The sequence below is a fragment of the Akkermansia sp. UNK.MGS-1 genome (assembly GCF_000980515.1).
Taxonomy (GTDB): domain Bacteria; phylum Verrucomicrobiota; class Verrucomicrobiia; order Verrucomicrobiales; family Akkermansiaceae; genus Akkermansia; species Akkermansia muciniphila.
Genome location: NZ_LBCB01000001.1, coordinates 165,899 through 188,917 on the forward strand (window position 1 = coordinate 165,899; position 23,019 = coordinate 188,917).

The 23,019-nt window shown below is 55.7% G+C and carries 24 protein-coding genes; 9 read left to right on the forward strand and 15 right to left on the reverse strand.

All coding sequences use genetic code 11. The features are described 5' to 3' along the window. Nucleotides 1-37 precede the first annotated feature (37 nt). The 7 genes from WW58_RS00710 to WW58_RS00740 all read left to right on the forward strand — a co-directional run bounded on the left by WW58_RS00710 (nt 38) and on the right by WW58_RS00740 (nt 5,171). Nucleotides 38-1,381, forward strand: coding sequence for a 4Fe-4S binding protein (locus WW58_RS00710; RefSeq protein ID WP_219723616.1), 1,344 nt, complete (start codon nt 38-40; stop codon nt 1,379-1,381). 262 nt (nt 1,382-1,643) lie between these two features. After that, complete coding sequence (locus WW58_RS00715; protein WP_065528652.1) at nt 1,644-2,129, forward strand: LytR/AlgR family response regulator transcription factor; 486 nt, start codon at nt 1,644-1,646, stop codon at nt 2,127-2,129. Between the two features lie 159 nt (nt 2,130-2,288). Beyond that, on the forward strand, nt 2,289-3,128 hold the full coding sequence (locus WW58_RS00720) for a DUF2589 domain-containing protein (RefSeq protein WP_012420052.1): 840 nt from the start codon (nt 2,289-2,291) through the stop codon (nt 3,126-3,128). Nucleotides 3,129-3,166: 38 nt separating this feature from the next. Then, complete coding sequence (locus WW58_RS00725) at nt 3,167-3,973, forward strand: hypothetical protein (RefSeq protein WP_046434476.1); 807 nt, start codon at nt 3,167-3,169, stop codon at nt 3,971-3,973. 9 nt (nt 3,974-3,982) lie between these two features. Next, nucleotides 3,983-4,576 carry a DUF2589 domain-containing protein gene (locus tag WW58_RS00730; protein ID WP_042448886.1) on the forward strand — a complete coding sequence of 198 codons (594 nt, stop codon included), beginning with the start codon at nt 3,983-3,985 and terminating at the stop codon, nt 4,574-4,576. Nucleotides 4,577-4,590: 14 nt separating this feature from the next. Then, a complete protein-coding gene (locus tag WW58_RS00735) occupies nt 4,591-4,821 on the forward strand; it encodes a hypothetical protein (RefSeq protein ID WP_012420055.1) in 231 nt (76 codons plus the stop codon). Beyond that, the gene (locus WW58_RS00740) at nt 4,818-5,171 is read left to right on the forward strand and encodes a hypothetical protein (protein ID WP_046434477.1); all 354 of its coding nucleotides are present in this window, start codon (nt 4,818-4,820) and stop codon (nt 5,169-5,171) included. The genes WW58_RS00735 and WW58_RS00740 overlap by 4 nt, the downstream gene beginning before the upstream one ends. Nucleotides 5,172-5,188: 17 nt before the next feature. Here the strand turns inward: WW58_RS00740 and WW58_RS00745 are convergent, their stop codons facing one another. The 10 genes from WW58_RS00745 to WW58_RS00790 form a co-directional block, all read right to left on the reverse strand. After that, a complete protein-coding gene (locus WW58_RS00745) occupies nt 5,189-5,509 on the reverse strand; it encodes a DUF3820 family protein (protein ID WP_012420057.1) in 321 nt (106 codons plus the stop codon). Beyond that, nucleotides 5,506-6,210 (reverse strand): alpha/beta fold hydrolase, encoded by a 705-nt coding sequence (locus WW58_RS00750; RefSeq protein WP_046434480.1) that lies wholly within the window; start codon nt 6,208-6,210, stop codon nt 5,506-5,508. Before WW58_RS00750 ends, WW58_RS00745 begins: the two co-directional genes overlap by 4 nt. Nucleotides 6,211-6,226: 16 nt before the next feature. Continuing rightward, nucleotides 6,227-6,832, reverse strand: coding sequence for a MarC family protein (locus tag WW58_RS00755; RefSeq protein WP_012420059.1), 606 nt, complete (start codon nt 6,830-6,832; stop codon nt 6,227-6,229). A gap of 194 nt (nt 6,833-7,026) precedes the next feature. Next, on the reverse strand, nt 7,027-7,602 hold the full coding sequence (locus tag WW58_RS00760; protein ID WP_046434483.1) for a hypothetical protein: 576 nt from the start codon (nt 7,600-7,602) through the stop codon (nt 7,027-7,029). Beyond that, nucleotides 7,602-9,242: a PA14 domain-containing protein gene (locus WW58_RS00765; RefSeq protein ID WP_046434485.1), complete on the reverse strand. Its 1,641-nt coding sequence runs from the start codon at nt 9,240-9,242 to the stop codon at nt 7,602-7,604. The genes WW58_RS00760 and WW58_RS00765 overlap by 1 nt, the downstream gene beginning before the upstream one ends. A 409-nt stretch (nt 9,243-9,651) precedes the next feature. Further along, complete coding sequence (locus tag WW58_RS00770; protein WP_046434488.1) at nt 9,652-10,059, reverse strand: hypothetical protein; 408 nt, start codon at nt 10,057-10,059, stop codon at nt 9,652-9,654. A 67-nt stretch (nt 10,060-10,126) separates the two neighbouring features. After that, nucleotides 10,127-11,092 (reverse strand): GDSL-type esterase/lipase family protein, encoded by a 966-nt coding sequence (locus WW58_RS00775; RefSeq protein WP_102758841.1) that lies wholly within the window; start codon nt 11,090-11,092, stop codon nt 10,127-10,129. Next, on the reverse strand, nt 11,089-12,162 hold the full coding sequence (locus WW58_RS00780) for a hypothetical protein (RefSeq protein ID WP_046434490.1): 1,074 nt from the start codon (nt 12,160-12,162) through the stop codon (nt 11,089-11,091). The genes WW58_RS00775 and WW58_RS00780 overlap by 4 nt, the downstream gene beginning before the upstream one ends. Continuing rightward, nucleotides 12,159-12,728, reverse strand: a complete 570-nt coding sequence (locus tag WW58_RS00785; protein ID WP_031930698.1) for a hypothetical protein — start codon at nt 12,726-12,728, stop codon at nt 12,159-12,161. The genes WW58_RS00780 and WW58_RS00785 overlap by 4 nt, the downstream gene beginning before the upstream one ends. A gap of 117 nt (nt 12,729-12,845) precedes the next feature. Beyond that, on the reverse strand, nt 12,846-13,619 hold the full coding sequence (locus WW58_RS00790; RefSeq protein WP_022197470.1) for an Hsp33 family molecular chaperone HslO: 774 nt from the start codon (nt 13,617-13,619) through the stop codon (nt 12,846-12,848). Between the two features lie 202 nt (nt 13,620-13,821). Between WW58_RS00790 and WW58_RS00795 the strand changes: the two genes are divergently transcribed. Continuing rightward, nucleotides 13,822-14,325: a peptidylprolyl isomerase gene (locus tag WW58_RS00795; RefSeq protein ID WP_022197469.1), complete on the forward strand. Its 504-nt coding sequence runs from the start codon at nt 13,822-13,824 to the stop codon at nt 14,323-14,325. 80 nt (nt 14,326-14,405) lie between these two features. Continuing rightward, nucleotides 14,406-16,400 carry an ABC-F family ATP-binding cassette domain-containing protein gene (locus tag WW58_RS00800; RefSeq protein WP_046434493.1) on the forward strand — a complete coding sequence of 665 codons (1,995 nt, stop codon included), beginning with the start codon at nt 14,406-14,408 and terminating at the stop codon, nt 16,398-16,400. A 192-nt stretch (nt 16,401-16,592) separates the two neighbouring features. On the opposite strand, the gene WW58_RS00805 is transcribed toward WW58_RS00800, so the two are convergent. From WW58_RS00805 to WW58_RS00825, 5 genes are all read right to left on the reverse strand, one after another. Continuing rightward, nucleotides 16,593-17,507 (reverse strand): DMT family transporter, encoded by a 915-nt coding sequence (locus WW58_RS00805; protein ID WP_046434495.1) that lies wholly within the window; start codon nt 17,505-17,507, stop codon nt 16,593-16,595. Between the two features lie 4 nt (nt 17,508-17,511). Then, on the reverse strand, nt 17,512-17,844 hold the full coding sequence (locus WW58_RS00810; protein ID WP_046434497.1) for a cupin domain-containing protein: 333 nt from the start codon (nt 17,842-17,844) through the stop codon (nt 17,512-17,514). A gap of 4 nt (nt 17,845-17,848) precedes the next feature. Beyond that, the gene (gene cysS / locus WW58_RS00815) at nt 17,849-19,264 is read right to left on the reverse strand and encodes a cysteine--tRNA ligase (protein ID WP_046434499.1); all 1,416 of its coding nucleotides are present in this window, start codon (nt 19,262-19,264) and stop codon (nt 17,849-17,851) included. A gap of 121 nt (nt 19,265-19,385) precedes the next feature. Then, complete coding sequence (locus WW58_RS12680) at nt 19,386-20,942, reverse strand: beta-N-acetylhexosaminidase (RefSeq protein WP_253822234.1); 1,557 nt, start codon at nt 20,940-20,942, stop codon at nt 19,386-19,388. Nucleotides 20,943-21,055: 113 nt separating this feature from the next. Further along, nucleotides 21,056-22,813 (reverse strand): sulfatase family protein, encoded by a 1,758-nt coding sequence (locus WW58_RS00825; protein ID WP_240452140.1) that lies wholly within the window; start codon nt 22,811-22,813, stop codon nt 21,056-21,058. Nucleotides 22,814-23,019 lie beyond the last annotated feature (206 nt).

Genomic DNA, 23,019 nt, shown 5'->3' on the forward strand with positions numbered 1-23,019 from the left:
GAACCGTTTTTTTCTGGCGCGACCGGTCTTTTCCCTTATGTTGGGGGCACCAGACAGGCCCCACGATGTCATGACCGGCCCCGGACTCATCTCCTTGTTCTGTTTTTTGATAACGGCCGCCTATTTTTTGCGCGGCGGGATGTGTGCGGGCATTGTTTTGTGCATGGGCCTGGCGTTTTTTTCATTTTCCCGTCGCGGCTGGCTTCGCAGGAGCGTCACGTTTCTGCTGCAGGTTTCCCTGCTTTTCTGGGGGGCGGAAGCCTGGCGTCTGGCTAGGCTGTGGATGATGGAAGGGGGGCCTTTCCTGCTCTGGACTTCCATTCCGGCTGCCGCGCTGTTGCTTCATGCGGTGGCCATTCTATGGCGGAGGCGCGGAGAAAAGAATTTGCCCGTCCCGGAGCTGGCCCGCAGCCGCGTATTTTCCGTTTCCGTATTGCTTCTGTTTTTGCTGGATGCGCTGGTTCCTTTACGTTTGCTGATGGGGGAGCGCATCTTGCCGTGGCAGGGGGCTAATGGGCTGGCGATTCTTCTCCTGGCCTGGTGGGGCGGCTATTGCGCGGAAGGTTTGTTGAATCCGCAGACGTCTCCGCGCAGGCGGCAGGTGATGTGGACCGTGTTTGCCTCCGCTTTTTTTCTCCAGTTTCTGCTGGGAGTGACGGTGGCTCCCTCCCTGCTGATGACGGGGAAGCTCCATATTCCCGTGCCGTTTATGATGATTTCCGGCCCGGTTTACCGGGAAGAAGGTTTTTTCATGCTGGCATTGTTCAGCGTATCCGTCCTTATGGCCGGGAGTTCCTGGTGCAGCCATTTGTGCTACTTCGGGGTGTGGGACTGCCTGGCCGCCGCTTCTTCCCGCAGGAAGGGGCATCCGGTGCCGGGTGGAAAAAAAGCCTGTGACTGGAGGTGGTTTTCCCTTGCTGCGGCAGTGGGGATTCCCCTCCTTTTGTCCGTGTGGGGCGTTCCGCTGGGGTATGCCCTGGCGGCGGCGTTCGCCGTAGCTCTCACGGCTCCATTTGCCTGGAAGAAAAGTTCCGAAAACGGTGTGCGGGAATATTGCAGCAGGTTTTGCCCCATGGGGCTGGCCGCCAGTTTGCTGGGCAGGCTGTCCCCGTGGCGCATGCGCGTCAGGGAGACATGCACCGGGTGCATGCGGTGCGCCTCCACCTGCCGTGATCTCTCCATCTCGCGCGGGGGCGGGGCCTGCCGCATTTCCCGGCGCTGCACCTTGTGCCGCGACTGTATTTCCCGGTGTCCGCATGGCGCTTTGAGCCTCGGCATGGCCGGCCCCTTTTCCTCTGTGCCGTCCGCGCAGGCGGATATGTATTTTGTAACGCTGGTTTCCGTCATGCATGTGGTCTTCCTGGCCACGGCTCGAATCTGATTTTTATGTTGCCATGAAAGATTCCTGCTCCCTGGAGTATCCGTTTTGCGGAGGATGGATGGAATCTGTCCATTAGGAGGCTTTTTCAGGGTTGCCGTCAGAGGGATTCAGGCAGCGGTGCAGGAGGGGGACGGCCCTGAATTCATGGAACGGCATGGTTCCCTCTTCCCATCCGAAAGAGTGGATTTTGGTTTCAAAAGGCCATTTTTGTTATTCATTGAGAGATTTATTGATGATTTAAAGTTTTTGTTATGATTTTTGAATGACCGTTCAATTTATTAAAGTCACTAAAAAAGATAGGGTCTGCTATGCTCCGGTGCCGGAGCCGGTGGAAGAGGGGGATAAGCTGGAAATCATGGAAATGAAGGATGAAGCCCTTTTCCCGCCGGCAGGGAAAAACGCAAGGATTTCCCTATCCAGGAATCCCATGGTATTCGTGAAAATGAATGACGGATTCCAGCGCATCCTGATGAAGCATATCCTGTATGTGGAGGCGGGCGGAAGTTATTGCACGCTGCACGTGCACGGCATGCCGGCTATCCTGGTATCCGCTCCGCTGGCGCGGGTATCCGAGCATCTGGATGGGGAATATTTTATCCGCGTGCACCGTTCCTACCTGGTTAACAAGCTGCATATAGAATCCATTGCGGGCAACTTCCTCCAGGTGGGCGTCGTTGCCATTCCCATCAGCAAATTCATGAAGAAAAAAGTGCTGGGCAGTTTGAACATGCTGTCGTTTTCCAAATAAGTTCCGGCCTGCCGCACGGGCTCCTGCGGCGTTCCGGGAAAGCGAAATGGAACGGCCGGAAAGGCGGGATGGAAGCAGAAACGGAATGGCCGCATCATTCACGACGTCGCCGGAAGGCGGCATATCAATGAATCTAAACCAGAAATAGAAATTAAATATATGGCAATTGACAGATCAGCAGCAGAAGCGGCGACTTCCTCCCTGCAGTCGCTGCCTTTCGGCAACATCATCGGCGGTCCCCTGGTCGCCTGTGTGGAAGCACAGGCCCAGGCGGCCCGGACTTCCTGGGAATTCATCCAGAACGTGGGCCTGTACGCGGATGGGGAAGAGAAGAAGACGGTGAACGTTTCCTTCCAGTTCATCAAGGACGGCCGCATGGCTCAGATTACGGTTCCCCTTCTGACCATCGTCCCCATTCCCTATATCGCCATTAACTCCATCGACATCAATTTCAAGGCGAATATCAGCGCGTCCGCCGCCAGTACGGAGACGGAAAATTCCTCCAGTTCCGTAGACACCAGCGTTTCCGCCTCTGCAAGGTGCTTTTGGGCGCGCGGCAGCATGAATGCCAGCTATTCCAGCAAAAAGGACTCCTCTGCGACCAGGGATTCCAAATACAGCGTGGAATACACCATGGACGTAGCCGTCCATGCCGGACAGGACAGTATGCCTGCCGGGATGGCCAAGGTGCTGGAGATGCTGAACAATAGCATTTCCGTCGTTTCTCCGGAAGGGTTCCTGGACGTGCAGCATGCCATCCAGGACGACGGAACCGTGAAATTGATAACCTCCTACAAAAACAGGGAGGGGCTGTTTGACCCGGAAGCCATCACCCTGCGGATAGGCGAAGCGACGGAAATATTTGAAAACGGTGCGGGGAATGAAGCCAGGATTGTGAAAACGGATTCCGGCAAGGAATACACACTTTCCAGGGAAGACGCCAGAAACTGCACGGTGAGCGCTGGAGAACTCAAGAGGAAGGTGGCTGTAGGCGCCTGATAACCGAACCATAGCGATTTCTCCTCCATTCCAGAGCCATGTCCCGTCTTAATCTCATCGTGGAATCCCTGCTGAAGGACATTATTGAAGCGCAGCATGCGGCAAACTGCCACGCGGCATCACTGGCGCGCCAGTATGGGAAGAGAGGCCGTGCGTGCGGTTTCCCGCTTCCCAGCGCCCAGATAGGCTCCCTGGAATTCGATTTGAAATATGCGGTGACGGGAACTTCCGGGGTGGAGGAGAAACAGGTTGCGGACACGGAGCAGTGGAGCCTGTTCCGGCAGGAACTGGAAGAGCGCGTGCCGGCGTTTGCCATCCGTTCTATTGTGATGGCCGTGGTGCATTCCAGCCTTCCGGACGACGAAGCGAGAAGCGACTTCTCAAGCCTGCTGGCCAGGGAGGAACAGTGGAAAAAGAATTTCTGCTCCTACCTGGGGAAGAAAATTTCCGCAGCCGTTTCCGCTCATGAGGGCGCGCTCCTGAAGGCGGAACCCGGGCTGGACAGGGGATTGCTGCTGGAGCTTCTGGCAGGCGTCGCGGAAAGGGAATTCATGGATAATCCGGAGCTGGAGGACCTGTTCCTGGGAACCCGGGGAGACCCCCTCAGGCAGGAATGCCGCGCCAATCTCCGGGAAGGCCTTTCCTCTTTCTTGGCCGCTCTGGCGGAAAAGTACGTCCTCACCAGGCAGGAAAGCAGTGTGGTGGTGGATGTGGAAGTAGAGGCGGACAAGCTGAAAAAGATGCCGGAGGAAGCCGTGCAGACCCTGCGCCTGAATATATCCCCTGCTTCCATTCCCTCCGTTCTGGCGGAGCAGAATGATGTTTCCGGGTTGTCCGCGCAATAGTGATAGATGATGAGTGATTCTACAAATAATAACAAGGTGAACGGGCACATTATGAGCCTGCAGCAGCTGATTTCAGCGCCGCTGGTCGCAACGATTGACGCGGATGCGATGTCCACGGAACGCTACATGAAGCATTTCATGTCCCTGGCCTTTGAGTCCTACAATCCTGTGGACGGTTCCACCGGGGCGTTGAGGTTGATCAGCTTCAATTTTACGGACAGCGACGCTTCCGGCGGCGCGGAAAAGAAGGTCAGCGTGCCGCTCGTCAGCCTGGTGACGCTGCCGCTGCTGCAAATCAAACAGGCGGATTTTGATTTTGACATCAATATCATTGACGCCGTAGCCGCCGCGCCGAATGAACATTTTTCCCTGAACAGGGGAGAGGTGGAGTCCCCCGGCGGAAAAGAGCGGGATGAAGGGCTGAATTTTCGGGCTTCCCTGGCTCCGCAGTCCGGGAGAGGGGCTTCTTCCTCCCTGCAGGCGAACATGAAAATCCATGTCTCCATGCAGCAGGCTGACATGCCTTCCGGCCTGTCCCAATTTCTCCAGCTGGCTTCCAGGCCGCATTATGAGGATGTCCCTTCCCGGGAAAAGAATGATTAATTGAAAGAAACGATATGGACCAGAAAACAACTTATTCCTACCAGCGTACTCCGGGCCTTGACTGCCCCAAATGCGGGGTGTATTTCCCCACGACCATTCCGGACTTGCTGTCCGGCTCCATCAGGTGCCCTTATTGCGGCCTGACGCTTTACATTGACCGGAAAGAATCAGGCCATGCCATGCAGGCCCTGGAAAATTTCCAGAACGCATTAGACAAGCAGCTTCCCTCCGCCTCCCTGTCATGAAGAAACCGTTGATTATCCTGTCCGCCGTGCTGTGCATGGTTCTGCCGTCCTTGTCTCCGGCGGAGATGCGGCAGCGGGAACCCCGCCAGCTTGCCGCCGCCTGGCAGGAAGTAAAGAAGCAGATAGCAGACGACGGGAAAACCATCCGTGTGAGGGACGGCATTCAAGCGCTTGAACTCCTGGCGGAACTGGGGATCTCTTCCGTTCCGGCGGACGGCGTCAGGCTGTCCCGCGGCAGTCTGACCATTGTGGTCACGCGTGGGAAGAAAGAGGACGGGGTTTTTTACGTGCTAGCTGTTAAGGAAGAAGGGGGCGCAAGCCTGGAAGTGAAGATGGTTCCTCCTTCCTGATTTGCCGGAGAGGAAGGTCATTCATTTTCAAAATCCCACACGCGGCGGCGGGCGTTTTTCTTCGTCCGCCCGCCGTTGGCTTTCCGGAAGGGGTCAAAAAGAGAGTCCAGCCCGTTCCCTTTCAGCAGCAGGCACTGTTCCATCAGACGGCCCAGTTTCCCTTTCGGGAACCCTTTGGCCTGGAACCAGGCCAGATATTCCTGGGGGACGTCCATCAGCGGACATCCCTTGGGCGGGTATTTGGCAGGACCGTACATGCCGAAAGGGATATGGGTCTGCGCGATTTCCTCCACCAGTTTTCTCAAATCTTCCGCATCTGGTATTTCAGGATCGTTCATAGGTTTTGCAGAATAAATGGTTGCAGGCATTCCGCCAGCCTTTCCGGCGTTTCCAGGGGAAGCCGGTGGCCGGCATGAGGGATGATGACGGCTTGCCCTCCTGCCATGCGCCGCGCCAGGGCGCTGAATCTGGCATCGCGCTGTCCGGCAATCCACAGCTGGGGAACAGGGGATTGCTTCAAAAGCGGGGCCAGGTTTTCCTGTGCGCCCACGGACCAGTCAATAAAGGCGCGGGAGATGGATTTGCGCCACGGTTTCAGGGAAGAACGGTCCGGAGGCGGCGGACTGCCTTCAAATACGCCCTGGGCATCCCATTCCTTCAAAAAATTTTCCCAAGATGCGGAAAGGCATTGGACGGCCCATTCCGCATCCTTCGCCCGCCGCGCCGCCCGTTCCTCTTCATGTTCCAGGCCGGGATTGGCGCTGACGAATATGGCTCCTTTCCAGAGAGGGGGATGGGCCAAAACGGCCTGCATGGCCAACCTGCCCCCCAGGGAATAGCCGCAGATGAGGGGATGACGATCCTGGGAGGCTATTTCGGAACAAAGCACGCGCCCCATATCCTTCAGGCTTTTGGGGCAGCATTCCAGATACCTCCAGAGGTTCAGGGCGCGAGCCTCCACTCCTCCGGCACGAAGAAAATCCATGACGGGTTTCCAATCCGCCGGAGAACCCAGATTGCCGTGCAGAAGCCAAAGCATGGTCGGAACCGTCTTTCTATTTGACGCCGTAGCCGGCGAGGCCGTTCATAAACATCTGGACGGAAATCATGATGAGCACCATGCCCATCATCCGTTCCAAGGCGATTGTCCCTTTTTCTCCCAGCAGACGCAGGAACTTCTGGGCGATGAAAAGCACCATTCCGGAGAGGAACCAGGCGGTCACGATGGCCCCGGCATAGGTCATCTGGGAAATGCTGTCCGGAGTCTGGGAGGCGTGCAGCATAATGATGGACAGGGAAGAGGGGCCGGCCATCAGGGGCATGGCGATGGGAACAATGAAGGGTTCGTCTTTTCCGTCCGCTCGTCCGGAAGAAGAAAGCATATCCTTGGCGGGGAAGACCATGCCCAGCGCTACGAGAAACAGCAGGATGCCTCCGGAAATGCTCAGGGTGGAAGGTTCCAGCCCCAGCAGGTTCAGCAGGAATTTTCCGGAAAAGAAGAAAAGGAGCAGCAGGCTCAACGCAAATACAAGCTCCCGTGTCAGAATAGCCTTCTGCTGGGCGGGCGAGTATTTTTTCAGCATTCCCTGGATCATGGGCGCCAGACCCACCGGGTCGATGACGATGAACAGAAGAATAACAGTGGAAAGGAAGTCCTGCATGGGATATGCCCCGTTGTAAACGATACGGGCGTGTACGTCAAAGGGAACCGCCAGCAGTGGAAATTTTCTCTGCCCGGATTGCTATTTTCTTCACCAGCGCAGGAGCCGGGCCTTTATGCCTGGAAAGCGATTTGAGGAATTCTGGGGAAACTTTGCGTAGGAGACCATAGCTTTTTAATAAAACAGAAAAGCTATTAAGGCAAGGCTCCTTCGGGAGACCGGCTCGATGTTTCAAAATCTGCTTTCCCTACATACTCCCTTCGAACACCGGGGTTCGCAAATCCATCCTTGAATCTGACTTCAAGCTCGTACCTCTTGTTATTGCGAAGGTGCTCTAAATACGTCAGCAACAAATAAGCTTCCTGGATGGGAACTTCATGCTTTTCTCCCGGCTGCAACGTAATGAAACGTATGGAAAACGGTAGACGTTCAACTGTATACAGGGGACTATACCAAGCTAAAGGCTTCTTTCCATCGCTTATTACGCTCCCTATACACCCAATTCTTTTCTCGCCTTCCTTTCGCCATATTTCGATGTGGATATTAGGGCTATGATCCTTCAGGGGATAAAAGTCGTCGAACAGGCGCACGGTCTTTTCGCCCTTGTTCGTGAACACCAGCTTGAAGTCAGGGAACGTCTCTCTTGTGTCAAACCGGGTCTTTTCCATCACCACGGAACATTCCACTCCGTTGTCGGCCATGTCCCCCCATGCCGCAGCATGGAGGGACAGGTTTGCCAGAAGTATTAAATACCGGAAGATTTTTTTCATTACAGCGCGAGTTTGGCCGTCGCCCGGAGCATCCCCAGGAAACAATCCTTACCCTGCTGATTATAGTAGCGCGTTTCGAGTTCACAAGAACATTGTTTCCAGCCTTCCAGATCGACTTCATCCAGGCATACCGGAATCGTGACGCTGTATTCCCGGCCGGGGGCCAGTTCCCGGTAGTTCAAGGGTCGCTGGAAGGTCATGGTGCCAATTTCCCTGTTCAGGATGCGGACATCTCCCCGTTCCGTCCTCAATACAGTCACGAAAAAGTAATCGGCTGTTTCGTCGTTGATTTCGTCCGGAATCCGGACAGGCTCGTTTCCTTCGTTGCGGAAGGAGACTGTAATTTCGCCCTTCATGAAATTGGCAGTGTCCACAATGGAGAGCTGAAGAGGTGTCGATACCTCTGCAATTGCCATACTGCGGGTTTTACCTTCGTTAACCGGAGGCAAGAAACAGGGCGGCTCAATAATACCGGGTTCTGTTACATTTGTGGGTACTTTGCTCCATCCCTTGATTTCGGCTACCCTGATAAGCTTGCGGGTAGTGTTATTCAGGACCTTTTGTCCGGCACAGTAAGGTCTGTCACCTGGGTTATCCGGCAATTTTTTTATGTAAGCGATAACCTCTGTCATAAAGTTAATGCTAGCATTTACGGCTGTCAGATCCATCGCAGCTATGGCGGTTTCCATATCCTTAACTTTATCGCAGGAAAGAGTTTTCTCTTCCAATTTTTCCTGCAATTTCAAATGTTTCCAGTAGAATTTGTAGGCATCTTCCCATTGACGGCGGTGGTGTTCTTCGTGGGCGAGAGAAGCTTCCGCCGTGTGCCATATCCCAAGACCTTCACCGCTCTGGTATCCGTTCAAATCGTTAACCGCCATAATGCAGTCCTCTTCATTGGTGGGAGGTGTAAGAAGGGCATCAATGAACGACCCGGTACGAACAACTACCGTAGCGCCACCAGAAGCAGAAACAACGCGACACCTCCATACATTCTCAGTTTCATCCTTACAAACCGTTACAACGATGTTAACAGGCGTGTTTTTTGTCTGACTATTACCTTCTTCTTCCGTGGTAACAGGTTCCGGTTTCTCAAATTCAAATTCCACGTTTTTGGACGGTTCGCAGGTAATGGTGGATTCCTTTTCAATCGTCCACAATTTGATTTTGGGGGACGGCGAGAATTCGCGCTTCATCGTCGAGTTGCCTTCATACTTCCCTGCCTGAATGGGTTCCCTGTCCATCGTGACGTTGAACGCGGCAGCGTTGTTGCTGACGGGGGTGTAGGCGTTGTTGGTCCACGACAGAGCCACCTTGTAATAGCCCGCTTTCAGGTACCTGGAATCGGTTTCAATATTCAGCTTGCCGTTGGGTGGTGTCCCATCCTTTTTTATAGCTTGCTCACCGGCAATCGTCAGGCTGCCTGTGTCGTCGGCTTCCACGCCGAAATAGTACAGGCCGTCTTCCTCGACCTTGATGAACATTTCCGGCGCTCCGGCGCAAGTGGCGTGCTCGCACGCCGAACCGTCAAAGTTGAACTCCATCGCGTCAACTCCGAGTTTCTGAGGGATGAGAGCCTGCTCCCCGTCGCAGATAAGCTTCGGACCGACCGCCTTGTTCAGTGGTATATAATTATTCATGTTCCTGATCGTTTCCTGTTTGAGAACTAACCATTTAGCTCTCAAATGAACATAAGGAATTCCAAAAAGAACAACAACACGTCCCGGACGTGATGAAAGAAAAATCCCCGATTATCTCCAATAAAAATGGCGGATGCCATTCAGCACCAGCCATATATATGTTAATAGTTTGGAACGTATCGCTACGCTTGTGTATGAATTAAGCTAGACCCTACAGGGGCTGGTAGCCCCGTTCCTCCTGCCGGATGAGTTGCCCCTCCGGGATACAGACTCTTTACATTTCCGTTTTCGGAAAAAGCGGGGTTTCTGAAATACGGATTCAAGGCAGTCGGGAAAAATAATACGGAAACGCCCGGCACGGAGGCTTGTGACGCCGGACGGGCATTGGATGGTATTTCCGTTCCCGGAGTTACAGAAGAAGGTCCTGGATGTTGTCCGAGGAGATGACGCCTGTTTCCGTGGAGGACAGTACGCAGAGGGCGTCTACCAGGTTTTCCTGCCCCAGAGCCAGCCCGGCTTCTTCCACCAGCACATCGTCAATATTCAGGGTAGCGATGGAAAGGGGCACCGTTTCCGGGGCAGAGGGTTCCATCAGGGCTGCAATGCCGATGACGGCAGCCACCAGGGCCGCCGCAGCAGCTCCCCAAATGCGGAAGGAATGCCGCTTGAAGTGATGAATGGATTCCACCGGAACGGCGGGAGTGCATTCTTCCCTTTCAATACGCATCATGACCTTGCGGGCAAAATCGTCCCCCGGCGCAGGTTGGGAGGCATGTCCCAGAATCTGCCAGAGTTTTGTATCGTCCTGTTCGTTCATGGTTATGGTTCCGCTGAGGGTTCTATGAAGAAAAACACCGGAAGATGGGTCCGGTTTCTTGCCGGCGTCATTTTTTCCGTTCTGACGCCTGTCTGATGACGGGGGCCAGCACGGCGGCGATGCGTGCGTAACCGGCCGCAGAAGGGTGCAGTCCGTCGCTGGAAAGCTCTTCCGGGACGTATCCGTCGCTATTAGCCATGACGCGTCCCGGTTCCGTATAAATGAAATTTTCTTCCGCGGCCAGGCGGTTCAGGAGGAGATTGATGCCGGCAATGCGTTCCGCCGTACCTTCCCGGGCGCTGTTGCGCGGGTAAAATCCCTGGAGGATGATGACGGCTTTTGCCAGTTTGCCGGTGATTTCCCGGCAGACGGCACGAATGCCTTCCAGGATTTCCCCGTCCGTGTTTTCCGCAAGGTTGTTCGTGCCCAGGAGCACCACGCAAACGGCATTGTCTTCCGCACCGTCCAGTTCTCCGTGGCGGAGCCGCCACAAGGCGTTTTCCACCCGGTCGTAGCCGAACCCCAGATTGACCGCCCGCATTCCCGCCGTGCACAGGTTCCATGTTTCCGGGGATTTTTGCAAAATGTCCCGGTGCGGTTCATCCACGGGCGCACCTCCCCAGAAATGCGTGATGGAGTCTCCGATGAAGAGGAGGTCCGGGTGTGTTTCGCGCACGATGCGGCACGCGGCTTCATGCCGGGATGCCCAGTCGTAAATCATGAAGTCCCGGTCCTGGGTGCAGGGAATCAGCGTGGAGGGTACGGCCCGGGCGGGAGGAGGTCCGGGCATGATGAAGGTTTCCGGGGCTGTAATGCCGCGCTTTCCCCGGAACAGGCGGAAGCGGATGCGTGCGCCGGGCGGGGCCTGCACCGGAGCCAGATAGCGGCCCTGCGTGCAGAGCATGCGGGGAGAGCCCGCATTCACGTCCATTCGGATGACGGCTTCCGGCGGAGCGTTCACCGCGGTAAGTACCAGTTCTCCCGCCTCATTCAGGGAGGCGCGGATTCCGGGGGGTGGGGATGATTCTATCATGAAACGTCGCGCATGTGCTGGCGCATTTGCCTGCGTCCGATGGAGTTCGGCCCGCGGCTGTCCTGCATGCAGTAGTTCACGGGGCGGCTCTGGGAGGCGCCGTGGGGAGCGCCCAGGCGCTTGTCCGGCTCTGACGGCAGCAGATGCACCACTCTCTTGTTTTTCCAGACCAGCCAGAGCACCACTATGGCCGCCAGTGCGGAGATGTGCAGGATGATGCCGGCTACATTGGCCAGGGCGAAAGTCATCCAGGCTTTCATCATGGCATGGAGGGAGGATTCTTGCGTTTCCTCCGGTTCCTGGATGGTGATGTTGGCTTCCGGGATGCTGGCAGGGTTGTCAGGCTCCAGTGCGGGAAGGGTGGGCCTGGGGGCGGATGCCATGTCCGCCTCTGTTCTTCTTGCCAGGGAAATCATGGCCTCAATGAGCTCGTCCTGCGGATTGGTGAATCGGGAGGCGTCCTGCTTCACCTGGTACAGGAGATCCCTCCGTCCCGCATCCCTAAGCTGGGAGCTCAGCTCCGGATCCAGTGCGATCTGGGCGCTTTTAATATCCCCCATGTGGAAATGGAGCAGCAGGTTGCGCTCCTTGTTCCTGAATATCTGGCGGGCGATGGTGGGAGCATTGACGGAAGGGGGGACTTTCTGTCCGGCCGCGAAGATGCTGACGAACAGGTTGACATTGTAGCGGGATTTGATGAGCTTGATAAGTTCGATGACGTCATTGCTTTCCACTTCCGCGAGAAGCTTCTGGGGGTCAATCAGGCCTGTGGAGGTGCGGATGTAGTCCGGCAGGAAATATTCATTGACGTCCGTAAAGTCCTCCGGAATGGGATCCACGGCGGGGGAGTCTGCATTGGCGGCGGGTTCCGGCATGGGGTCGGAGGGAGCCGCTGCCGCATCCACAGGGGGCAGCAAGGGAGGGTTGGCATTCCACCACGCGCCTCTCATCAGGGATTGCTGGTCGTGGTTGGTCCATTTCAGGGCGGGTAATTCCTGGGCGGGTAATTCCTGGGCGGGAGCCGGAAAGATGGCCGCCGCCAGCAGGCATGGGAACAAAAGGGGGGTCATGCGCCTCCTCCTTTCCGGTCCTCGGGGGTGGGAGGCGTTAATCCGTAGCGCATGGGATGCCTGACTTTGGAGCGCGCTTTCCTGGCTACGAGCTGGACGGCGTTTTTCATGATGGCCCCCGCAGCCTGGAGCAGCATGCTTTCCCGCAGGGGAATGCGGGCTTTCATGATGGATTTGTTGATCAGGTCCGGCTCTACATAAGGGTCCAGTTCATAGCCCCACATGAAGCAGGCCGTGTCCGTGCGCACGTCCAGCACCAGAACCAGGAGCCACTGGGGATCCAGCGGTCCCTGATGGTTAGGGAAGCCGGCCTCATCCACCGTCAGGTGGTTCATCGTCCAGAAACTGTGCGGAATAAGGGAAAAGGGCTCCAGGATGTTGGGGAAATAGACGGACAGGAGAACGGGGGGGATGCGGCGTTCCAGTTTCTCCAGCAGGGCATTCAGCCTCATGCGGTCCTGCTGCCGGAGAGCGCCGGCGTTGTCGCATACGCGGCGGTAGGGTATGGCGTCTTTGCCGTATTTTTTGTCCAGGTTTTCCAGGGAAAAACCGCAGTGAGGGCACAATGATTCCGCCCCGCGGTGGAAATTATGTAAACACTTCGGACAAGTCGGCACAAGGAAAGTTTAAGCACGAAGTTCGTTGCCGAAAAGACTAATTGTCAGAAAGAAATCATGTATGTCTCAATCTTCCAGATTTTCTTTCGTGACACGGTAAATGGCGGCGCATCTGGGGCACGTGACTTCCAGCTCCTCTTCTCCCTGGAACAGGTCTTCCTTGTTGTCCTGAAGGGTCTTGAGCGTGGGCAGGATGCGGTCCAGCGTGCAGCCGCAGTAAAAGCGGAACCGGCGCGTTTCCAGCACTCGGGTATTTTCATCTTCTTCCAGATGGGCCATTTTCTCCCGGGTGAGGGAAGCAAGCCATTCTTCATCCGCGTCAGGCTGGGCCGTCACCATGGTGTAGCATTCATCCGGGAGCTCAATGCAGCGGGCGTTTCTCTGTTCGCTTTGCCTGTAGAATTCCTCCACCCACCGGGCCGGAGACGTTCCCGGAATGGGTACGACGGAGTATTGCGGTTCAAACCCCTTGCGGAGCAGGGTGGAATACAGCGTGTTTTCTTCAGGTTCCTTAATGTCCTGTGTGAAGACGCGCCCCACTACGGATTCCGTCAGGGAAGAACCGGTGACAAACAGATTGGCGACGGCAGGCGTCCGGAGATTGACTGTCCAGGCATGCTGCTCCGCCCAGGGCCGTGCGACCATATAGAGGGTGAAATAGGCCATGAGTTCTTTCAGCAGGCTGTCGCAGAGTTCTTCGTTGCGCAGGCCGTACTGCATGAGGTGAAGGTAGTAGTCCGTAAACAGGGGAGAAAATTTTGACCTGAGCGCCAGGCAATTGCGTCCGCGGACAAAGATGGATTCAACCGTAATGAATTCTTCTACCAGTTCTTCGCTCATGTCATTCAAATTCGGTCTTCCTTTGTGGAAAATCAACCGTTCCTCCTGTCATTAGGAACCATCATGACAGGCAGGTGCGGCAGTATTCTTTTTCCCGGCAGGGAAAGGTGCGGCGGAGAAACGGGCGGGAAATAACGGAGGGGCCCGGAGACTGTACGCAATAAGCCTTTACCATGCCTTTTTGCGCGTTTAACATGCACCCATGGCAACTGACAAGAATATCACCATCCATACTTCCAAGGGCGACATCAGGCTGACGGTGTTTGCTTCCAAGACGCCCGTGACGGCGGCTTCCTTTCTGAATCTGGCGTCTAGGGGGTTTTATGACGGGCTCAAGTTTCACCGCGTGATTCCGGATTTCATGATTCAGGGCGGCGACCCCACCGGTACAGGCATGGGGGGCCCTGGCTACAGGTTTGAGGACGAGTGCCGCCCGGACCTCAGGCATGACGGCCCCGGCGTTCTTTCCATGGCGAACGCGGGCCCCGGCACCAACGGTTCCCAATTCTTCATCACCCATGTGCCCACCGACTGGCTGAATGGTAAGCACACCGTCTTCGGCAAGGTGACGGAAGGCCAGAGCGTGGTGGATTCCATTAAGCAGGGAGACACCATCTCCGGCATTACGATTGAAGATAATGCGGATGATCTGTTTGCGGAACAGGCCGACCGCATTGCCGCGTGGAACAAGGCGCTTGGTAAATAACCTCATTCCGGCATTCACTCGGCGGAGCGCGGCGCGGGGGCGCCCGTTCCGCTGTTTTCCTCTCTCTGCTTTTTCAGTACATGGTTCTGTCTGTTCAAAACCTGCGTGTGCAGTATGGCGCGCGCGTCCTGTTCAATGACCTTTCCTTTACAGTGGAGGATGGGGAAAGAATTGCCCTCGCGGGCCATAACGGCGCGGGGAAATCCACGCTGATGAAGTGCATCGCCGGTTTGAATGAACCGGATTCCGGCTCCATTATCAAATCCAGGCATTCCCAGGTGGGTTATCTGCCCCAGGAAGGAATTCATATCCGAGGGCGCAGGCTGATTGATGAAGCCATGTCCGCCTTTGCGGACCTGATGGATCTTCAGGAGCGCATTGATGTCCTGACGCGGGAAATGGCGGGGCTGGATCCCCGTTCCGCCGCCTACTCTGAAGTTCTCAATGAAATCGGGGAACTGGAACTGGTGCTGCATGCCCATAATTCCGCCCGGCTGCGTCCCCGGACGGAATCCATCCTGCGCGGACTGGGATTCAAAGACAGGGATTTTGACCGGGATTGCGGAGAATTTTCCGGCGGCTGGCAAATGCGCATCGCATTAGCCAAACTGCTGCTCCGGGAGCCTGAAGTGCTGCTTCTGGACGAACCTACCAACCATTTGGACATCCAGTCCCAACGGTGGATGGAACAATATCTGCGCTCCTACCGGGGCGCTATCATCCTTATTTCCCATGATGTGGCGCTTCTGGATGCTCTGGTTTCCCGTACGATTGCTTTTTACCACGGCCGGGCGGAGGAGTACGCGGGCAATTTTTCCTATTTTCTGAAAGAAAGCGTGCTGCGGAAGGAAATTCTGCTGCGCCAGAAAAAGGCTCAGGACCGGGAGATTGCCAAAACGAAGGAATTTATCGACCGTTTCCGTTATAAAGCCACCAAGGCTTCTCTGGTTCAGTCCCGCATCAAGCAGTTGGAAAAAGTGGAACTGATTGAGGTGGAAGAGGATGATGCCGTCATGAACTTTCACTTTCCTGCTCCTCCCGCTGGCGCCCATTCTGTGGTCAGGCTGGAAAAGGTTTCCAAACATTATGGTTCCGTTTCCGTTTTTGAGAATGTGGATTTTGAAATCGTCAAGGGGGACCGCATTGCCATTGTAGGAGTAAACGGGGCGGGGAAATCCACATTTTCCCGCCTTATTTCCGGCGGAGAGGCCCCCAGTTCCGGCAGCGTGACCATGGGACGCCATACGCAGGTAGCTTTTTTCTCCCAGACGCATGCTGATGATCTGGATCCGGATAAAACGATTCTGGAATGCGTGGAAGCTGCCGCCACGCGGGAATCTGCGCCCATGGTCCGGAATCTGCTTGGCTGTTTCCTGTTCCGGGGGGATGACGTACACAAGCGCGTTGGCGTGCTTTCCGGAGGCGAGCGCTCCCGCGTGGCGCTGGTGTGCATGCTTTTGCATCCGGCCAATTTCCTGATTCTGGATGAACCGACCAATCATCTGGACATCCAGTCCCAGCAGGTGCTTCAAAAGGCTCTGTCCGAATATCCGGGTTCCTACTGCATCGTTTCCCACAACCGCAGTTTTTTGGATCCCATCGTGACGAAAGTGCTGGAATTTGTACCGGGAGAGAAACCGCGCGTTTACCTGGGCAATGTTTCTGATTATTTGGAAAAGGTGGAGAGGGAGCAGGCCCTGGCTGCCGCAGCCGCCTCACCCCCCTCCGGAGCGGCGGAACCGGGCGCCGGATTGGATCGCAAGGCACGCAGGCGCATGGAGGCGGAAATCCGTCAGAAGAAGACGCGCCTGCTACGTCCGCTTCAGGAGAAACTGGAGCTGCTGGAAGAAGAAATAGCGCGGCTGGAAACGGAAAAGACGGAAATTACTTCTCAATTGGAGCGTCCGGAAGTGGCGGCTGATACGGAAGCCGTCATGGAGCTTACCTCCCGTTTTCAGCAGACGGACCGGCAGCTGGAAACCTGTTTTACGCAATGGGCAGATCTTTCGGAAAAGATTGAAGAGACGGAAGCGCGCATTCAAGAAGAGGCGGAAAGAAGCGTTTCCGGGAGCTGAGGGGATTTTCTTTAGGAAACTTTGTTGTTGCCGGATATCTAATCCGGAGACAAGCTTTTCCGCAACGTGATAAATGAATGTTTGTCCGTTGCGGGAAATCATAAGCCTGGCATGTCCTGAAAGCGGCTTCCGTCCATTTCCCTGCAAGGGGGGAAGATATTGAGAACCGGAACGGGAAAAATCAGATTTCTTTCAGGATGGCCTTTTCTTCCCGCTTTTCCGTGTTTTTTTCCTGTACTCTGAAATCGTGACGCCGAACAGGGTAAGCAGGATCCCCGCCAGGGATATCCAGGTCAGGCGTTCCCCCAGAATGATGGCTGAGGCCACCACGGCTACGACCGGTACCATGTAAATGTAAACGCTGGACTTGACGGCTCCCAGAATTTCCACCACGCGGTTCCAGGTCAGGAAGCACAGTGCGGAAGCGAACAGGCCCAGATACAGCAGGTTAACGGCATTGACGGGTTTTGCCATCAGACGCCAGTCCATATTTGCCGGAAGGACCCACAGGGCGGGGATCATCAGCGCGATGCCATAGAAAAAAATGCGGCGCGTGCAGATGATCATGTTGGACGTGTTGACGCCGATTTTTTTCATCAGAATGGAATACGCCGCCCAGACAAAGGCCGCTCCCAGAGCCAGGATGTCTCCCGCCGGATTCAGTTCCAGCACGAAGGCTCCGTTTGCCATGATGAGGAAGATACCCGTAAAGGCGGCGGCAAAACCCAGGAAGAAACGGCGGGAAAAGCCTTCCCCCTTCAGCAGGAAATGAGCCAGAAGGGCTGTGAAGAAAGGAACCACTGCCACGATAATCCCCACATTGGAGGCAAAGGTATAGGTCAGGGCGATGTTTTCCAGCAGGAAGTACAGGGTAACCCCGGTCAATCCCGCTCCGGCGAACAGGAATTCCTTTTTCCAACCGGAGAATGGAAGAAACCGCGGTTTCAGGCACCAGAGAAAAGCATATCCTATTACAAAGCGGGTGAAGAGTACCGTGACGGGTGTGAAATCCCGCAAAAGCACCTTGGTGGAGACGAAAGTCGTTCCCCAGATGAGAATGGTCATGAGGGCGGCTGCATGGCCCAGGGTACGCTGGCGGGAACTCATTGCATCATGGTGCGGGTGAAGGGGGCGTTTCCAGCGTCAGGCCCAGAATTTCCGCCGGTTCCTGATTTTTGTTCCAGACGGCGTGCAGAACGCCGCCGGGAACGAGCTGGGATTCGTACTCGTGAACCGTTCTTTCTTTTCCGTCAAGCATGACAGAGACCGTTCCACGGGTGACAATGAATAAATGAGCGTGGGCATGGCGGTGCGGGGAAAGGGGGCCGCCGCCGCCGGGGGCTATTTTGGCGAAAGCTCCGCCTTTCAGGATTTGCTGCCCGTCCGCAAACAGGTTCCTGGCCTTGAAGCCCGTATGATCGGGAATGGGAGAAAAGGCGTCCATTCGTTTATTTGCGTGCCAGGTCGTATCCGTCTTTGCGGTCTTTGATGACCCAGCCCAGCGCTGCCACTTCCGCCCTCAGACGGTCGGCTTCCGTCCAGTCCCGGTTCTGTTTGGCCTGCCAGCGCTGATCCGCCAGGATGCGAACTTTTTCCGGGGCTTCCTCCCGTTCCTCCTCTGGAAGAATAATGCCGAAGGCGGCCAGGATAAAATGGAAGGCATTCCGCAGGCGGAGCGCCTCCTCCGGTGAAAGGGAGGGGATATCCGCCTTTTTGATGGCGCTGAAAACATGGCCCAGGGCTTCCGGAGTGTTCAGGTCATCGTTCAGGCTGTCCCATGCCGGCTGGAAAATTCCCAATTTCGGGAATGCCGCGCAGAATTCCTCATAGGAGGGAACGGAATCCGTTCCGGAGGCGTTCCTGAGCTGCGTGTCGAATTTGGCCAGGCGGTTCAGCGCGGCTTTAGCGTCTTCCAGCGAGGAAAGGGTAAAGTTCAACGGACGGCGGTAATAGCCCCCCGCCAGTACGTACCGGACCGCGGACGGCTTGTGGCCCAGTTTGTCCAAATCCGCCAGCGTATACATGTTGCCCAGGGATTTGGACATCTTGCCGCCGTCCACCAGAAGGTGCGTGATGTGGAACCACAGGCGCGCGAAGCCGCCTCCGCAGGCGCAGCGGGACTGGGCCACTTCGTTTTCATGGTGGGGGAATACCAGATCCACGCCGCCGGAATGGAGATCAAAGTCATTGCCGAAGTATTTATGGATCATGGCGGAGCATTCCAGATGCCATCCGGGGCGTCCTTCTCCCCAGGGAGAGGTCCAGAAGTTGTCGCCGTCTTCCGGCCTGCGGCTCTTCCACAGCACGAAGTCTGCCACGGAATCCTTTTCATATTCGTCTGCGTTGGACCGGGTATTGGCGGTTTTTCCTAAATCCAGTTCACGTTCGTCCAGGTGGGAAAGCCTTCCGTATTCCGGGAAGGAGGAAATTCTGAAATACACGGAACCGTCTTCCGAGACATAGGCATGGCCCTTTTCCACCAATGTTTGGACCATCCGTATCTGTTCGGGAATATGGCCCACGGCGGAGGGTTCCGCATGGGGAGGCAGGCAATTAAGGGCGGCGCAGTCCCGGTGGAACAGGTCCGCCCAGCCTGCGGTGAATTCCGCCAGGGAAACGCCGGCTTTTTGAGAATCCCGGATGGTTTTGTCATCCACATCCGTCAGATTGCGAATGTGCGTGGTGGGAACCCCCCCCAGCTCCAGGACGCGGCGGAAGACGTCCTGCATCACGAAAGTGCGGAAATTGCCGATGTGGGCCGGGCCGTACACCGTGGGGCCGCAACAGTAAAAGCGCAGTGTTTTTCCATCCATGGGGGAAATGGCCTGGGCCGTTCTGGTGCGGGTATCGTAAAGGTGTAACATGGCGGAACGATTAGAAGGGAAGAGGGCTTTCCGGTCAAGCGGGAAAAGAAAGCCGGGGATCCGCGGTTGTCCGCGTCCCCGGCTTTGAAGAAATCAGAGGATGGCGAGAGAAAAGGAAACGCTATTTGTCCGCGTTTTGCTGGCCCTTTTTATAATTCTCGTTAATACGTTCGATTTCCTCCTGGGTGATGAATTTTTCCCGGTAGGGTTTGTTTTCCACAGTGCGTTCCAGAGTATAGCCGAAACGCTTCTGGAAATGTTTCTTGTGGGTTTCCATTTTCTTTTCAAACTCTTCCAGGCTTGGACGGTTCTTGTGGCTGCCCCACGCGGTTTCGGAAACAGCCATGGCGCGGGGGTAGGTCATGTACATCAGCAATTCGCCGGAGGGAATCCATTCCGCCCACATGCAGAGGTTGATTCCCTTGATGTGCTTGACGTCATTCTTGTCCCGTCCGTTGCGGGGATCGAAGTTGTAGCAGTCTTTCAGCAGGATGGGAGCTCCGCCGGGCCGGGCGCGCACGTCGTCCGCCGGGAATTTCATCTGGGTACGCGCCAGGTAGTACTTGAACTGGGGGGTGACGATGAGGTCGATGCCCTGTTCCTTCGTCTTATCAATGCAACGCGGGAATTCTCCCGGCAGCCAGGACATGACGGTTTCCCCCTTGTGGTAATAGCTCTTGTTGATGTCATACCAAAGGATGGGCTTTTTCCGGTGCTTGGAGAGTATGGCCGTCAGGCTTTTCGTGAAATCGCTCATCTGGACTTCCACATTATCCCCCTGGCCCTTTTTGGCTCGGGCGGCCTGGCAGTCCGGGCATTTCTTCCAGTCTCCCATGGGGCATTCGTCACCGCCGATGTGGATGTACGGGAAAGGGAATATCTGCTGGACGGTATTGAAGGTATCCTTAAGAAACTTTTTGGTGGCCGGTTTCTGCGGGCAAATCAGCTTGGAGGAAACGCCGCCGTGCGTCCATACCTGGGCCCGTTTGGTGTTGCAGCAGAATTCGGGATAGGACGCGGCCAGGGCCATATTGTGGCCCGGCATTTCCACTTCCGGCAGCACCTGGATACCGCGCGCTTTGCAGTAGGCTACCAGGTCCTGGAGTTCCTTTTTGGTATACATGCCTTCATTGGCCAGCAGGGAATTGTTCTGGTTTTCCGGAGCGGAAGGGCGGACGGCGCCGATGGTGCGGAGCTTGTCGTAGCCCGGCACGGGGAGACGCCAGCCCTGGTCTTCCGTCAGATGGAGATGCAGGACGTTGTATTTGTAATAATGCATGGCGTCCACAAAATTGTAGATCTCCTTCATGGGATAGTGGTAGCGGCCTACGTCTACCATCATGCCGCGCCAGCCGAAGTCGGGGGAATCCTGGATGCTGCCGCAGGGAAGGCCCTCAGGAGTATCCGAAAGCTGGTCCTGGAGCTGGAACAGGGTCGCCATGGCCATGGCCTTCCCGTTGGGCGTGGTATAACGGAGTTCCACGCCGCCGGGCGTCAGTTTCATGGCATACCCTTCATTGCCCAGTCCGGCGACTTTTTGCTCATGGATGATTTTGAGGTTTTTGGTAGTTCCGGAAGTTGTCGTCACGTTGACGGGCTCCGGAATAATGTTGTAGGGATTGGTTCCGGCCCAGCAGAGGGAACCCAGGAACGCTGCGGCTAGCAAAATTGATTTCATGCGGCGCCGTATAGTAATGGTTGTTGTTTGTGTGAGGATTTAAACCCTGTCCCTCCGTCGTCAATGGCGTGTTCCGGACAACCGTGTTTCGGGAGGAACGGTGAATGGCGGCGTCAATCTCTGGAGGGAGCGCAGTCCCACTGCGGCTTGACGGCCAGTTTGCCGGTGGCCCCGGGGAAGCCTTCCGGTACCTGGTAGTCTTTGCGGAGCTTGCCGTACAGGGTTTTGAGTTCTTTCACGGTTTCCGCATATTCCGGTTTGTTGATGACGTTGTGCATTTGGGCCGGGTCCTTCTGGTTGTCAAAGAGCATCCATTCGTCGCTGGTCCAGATATAGGACAGCGTGTAGCGGTCCGTGCGCAGGCCGTCATGGCGCGGAGCGTTGTGTTCACCCGGATTTTCGTAAAAAGCGTAGTAAAGAGAACGGTTTTTGAAATCCTGATGTTCTCCGGTCTTGAACAGGGGAGTGAGGCTGCGGCCCTGGAAGGTATTCATATTTTCCTTGGTATTTACCCCGGCCACGTCGCAGAAAGTGGGAGCATAATCCAGTTCCTGCACCATGGCGGAGGAGCGCACGCCCGGCCTGATGTGGCCAGGCCATCTCATGATGAGGGGCATGCGGAAGGATTCTTCAAAAATCCAGCGCTTGTCGTACAGGCCGTGTTCGCCCATGTAGAATCCCTGGTCTCCGCAGTAGAGCACCAGCGTATTCCTGTCCAGGCCGTTCTGTTTCAGATAGTCCATGATCTGGCCGATGCTTTCGTCCACGGAAAGAACGGTGCCCAGATAGTCTTCCATATAATGGCGCCAGCGGCGCAGCAAAATGTCGCGCTGCGTTTTGATTTTCCCGTTTTTAATATCTTTGACAAGCTGTACAGTACGGGCCTTGTGGTAGTTGTACCAGGCTTCCTTCTGCTGCGGGTCCATGCGCACCCATTCCGGCATTTCCCAGTCATACTGAGTATGCAGGGTCTTGGATTCCGGGCAGGAAAGCATTTTCTGGATGTCTTCCGGGACCACCTCCTTGATCAGGTGCTCGTCAGACCATACGTTGAAATGGTTGAGCAGGGTTTGTTCCGTCATTTTCAGGAATTCCGGGCGGTCTGCAAAATCGTCTTCCAGATTGGCGGGCGGGTCAATGGCGTCCGCATACTGTTTGGCGCGGCCCAGATTCTGAATGGAGGGGCACCAGCAACGGTGGGGTGCCTTGTGACCCACGACGAGCATGAAGGGTTTGTCCTTGTCCCTCTGGTCCAGCCATTTGAGGCTTTTTTGCGTGACCAGTTCCGTGGCATAGCCGGGTTCCGTTTTCACCACGCGTTTGCCGTCCTTGCCGGGAGTGATGAAATCCGGATTGAAATAGTTGCCCTGGCCGGGGAAAATTTCCCAGTAATCGAATCCGGTGGGGTCGGATTCATATTTGGACGTATCTCCCTTGGCGCCCGGCGGGATGGCTTCCAGGTGCCACTTGCCGACAATGGCCGTCTGGTAACCGGCCTTTTGGAGCATTTTCGGGAAAGTGGGCTGGGAACCGTCAAAGGGAGCCGCATGTTCGTTGAAGAGGTACCCGTTCATATGGGAGTGGCGGCCAGTGTAGATACAAGCCCGCGAAGGTCCGCACAGGGAGTTGGCGCAGTAGCTCCGGTCAAAGACCATGCCTTCGTCCGCCAGTTTGCGGAAGTTTGGATAAGGCATGGGAGAATCCTTTTCACAGGTGCCCAGGGTCTGGTAGGAATGGTCGTCGGTGACAATGACCACGATGTTGGGGCGCTGGTCCGGCGTCTGCTTTTGAGGCTGGTCCGCGGAAGCGGACAGGGGACAGGCCGCAAGCATCAGGGCGGTGGCGGCATGACGGTTCATTGTTAAAATCATGAATTAAACAGGCAATGGTTGGAGAGGGGGGAAGCGGCGGAATTTGTCCGCAAGGGCATTCCTGCCGGTACGGAAAAGACCACATCCCCGAAAGAAAAAATGCTGGAAGAGAGTTTTAGGAAAAATAAAACATCAGTTTCATATTTCAATACAAAAATGGGGATGGAGCGGAAGCCCATGAATAAACCGTTCCGCAGCCGGACGGC

What these genes read in the sequence shown, in the direction of transcription:
- WW58_RS00710 (WP_219723616.1), top strand. Translation starts at nt 38, where the DNA reads ATGTTGGGGGCACCAGACAGGCCCCACGATGTCATGACCGGCCCCGGA.
- WW58_RS00715 (WP_065528652.1), top strand. Translation starts at nt 1,644, where the DNA reads ATGACCGTTCAATTTATTAAAGTCACTAAAAAAGATAGGGTCTGCTAT.
- WW58_RS00810 (WP_046434497.1), bottom strand. Translation starts at nt 17,844, where the DNA reads ATGGACGCCTTTTCTCCCATTCCCGATCATACGGGCTTCAAGGCCAGG.
- WW58_RS00765 (WP_046434485.1), bottom strand. Translation starts at nt 9,242, where the DNA reads ATGAATAATTATATACCACTGAACAAGGCGGTCGGTCCGAAGCTTATC.
- WW58_RS00825 (WP_240452140.1), bottom strand. Translation starts at nt 22,813, where the DNA reads ATGATTTTAACAATGAACCGTCATGCCGCCACCGCCCTGATGCTTGCG.
- WW58_RS00740 (WP_046434477.1), top strand. Translation starts at nt 4,818, where the DNA reads ATGAAGAAACCGTTGATTATCCTGTCCGCCGTGCTGTGCATGGTTCTG.
- WW58_RS00780 (WP_046434490.1), bottom strand. Translation starts at nt 12,162, where the DNA reads ATGACCCCCCTTTTGTTCCCATGCCTGCTGGCGGCGGCCATCTTTCCG.
- WW58_RS00795 (WP_022197469.1), top strand. Translation starts at nt 13,822, where the DNA reads ATGGCAACTGACAAGAATATCACCATCCATACTTCCAAGGGCGACATC.
- WW58_RS00775 (WP_102758841.1), bottom strand. Translation starts at nt 11,092, where the DNA reads ATGATAGAATCATCCCCACCCCCCGGAATCCGCGCCTCCCTGAATGAG.
- WW58_RS00770 (WP_046434488.1), bottom strand. Translation starts at nt 10,059, where the DNA reads ATGAACGAACAGGACGATACAAAACTCTGGCAGATTCTGGGACATGCC.
- WW58_RS00745 (WP_012420057.1), bottom strand. Translation starts at nt 5,509, where the DNA reads ATGAACGATCCTGAAATACCAGATGCGGAAGATTTGAGAAAACTGGTG.
- WW58_RS00735 (WP_012420055.1), top strand. Translation starts at nt 4,591, where the DNA reads ATGGACCAGAAAACAACTTATTCCTACCAGCGTACTCCGGGCCTTGAC.
- WW58_RS00760 (WP_046434483.1), bottom strand. Translation starts at nt 7,602, where the DNA reads ATGAAAAAAATCTTCCGGTATTTAATACTTCTGGCAAACCTGTCCCTC.
- WW58_RS00755 (WP_012420059.1), bottom strand. Translation starts at nt 6,832, where the DNA reads ATGCAGGACTTCCTTTCCACTGTTATTCTTCTGTTCATCGTCATCGAC.
- WW58_RS00790 (WP_022197470.1), bottom strand. Translation starts at nt 13,619, where the DNA reads ATGAGCGAAGAACTGGTAGAAGAATTCATTACGGTTGAATCCATCTTT.
- WW58_RS00750 (WP_046434480.1), bottom strand. Translation starts at nt 6,210, where the DNA reads ATGCTTTGGCTTCTGCACGGCAATCTGGGTTCTCCGGCGGATTGGAAA.
- WW58_RS00805 (WP_046434495.1), bottom strand. Translation starts at nt 17,507, where the DNA reads ATGAGTTCCCGCCAGCGTACCCTGGGCCATGCAGCCGCCCTCATGACC.
- WW58_RS12680 (WP_253822234.1), bottom strand. Translation starts at nt 20,942, where the DNA reads ATGAAATCAATTTTGCTAGCCGCAGCGTTCCTGGGTTCCCTCTGCTGG.
- WW58_RS00725 (WP_046434476.1), top strand. Translation starts at nt 3,167, where the DNA reads ATGTCCCGTCTTAATCTCATCGTGGAATCCCTGCTGAAGGACATTATT.
- WW58_RS00800 (WP_046434493.1), top strand. Translation starts at nt 14,406, where the DNA reads ATGGTTCTGTCTGTTCAAAACCTGCGTGTGCAGTATGGCGCGCGCGTC.
- WW58_RS00730 (WP_042448886.1), top strand. Translation starts at nt 3,983, where the DNA reads ATGAGTGATTCTACAAATAATAACAAGGTGAACGGGCACATTATGAGC.
- cysS (WP_046434499.1), bottom strand. Translation starts at nt 19,264, where the DNA reads ATGTTACACCTTTACGATACCCGCACCAGAACGGCCCAGGCCATTTCC.
- WW58_RS00720 (WP_012420052.1), top strand. Translation starts at nt 2,289, where the DNA reads ATGGCAATTGACAGATCAGCAGCAGAAGCGGCGACTTCCTCCCTGCAG.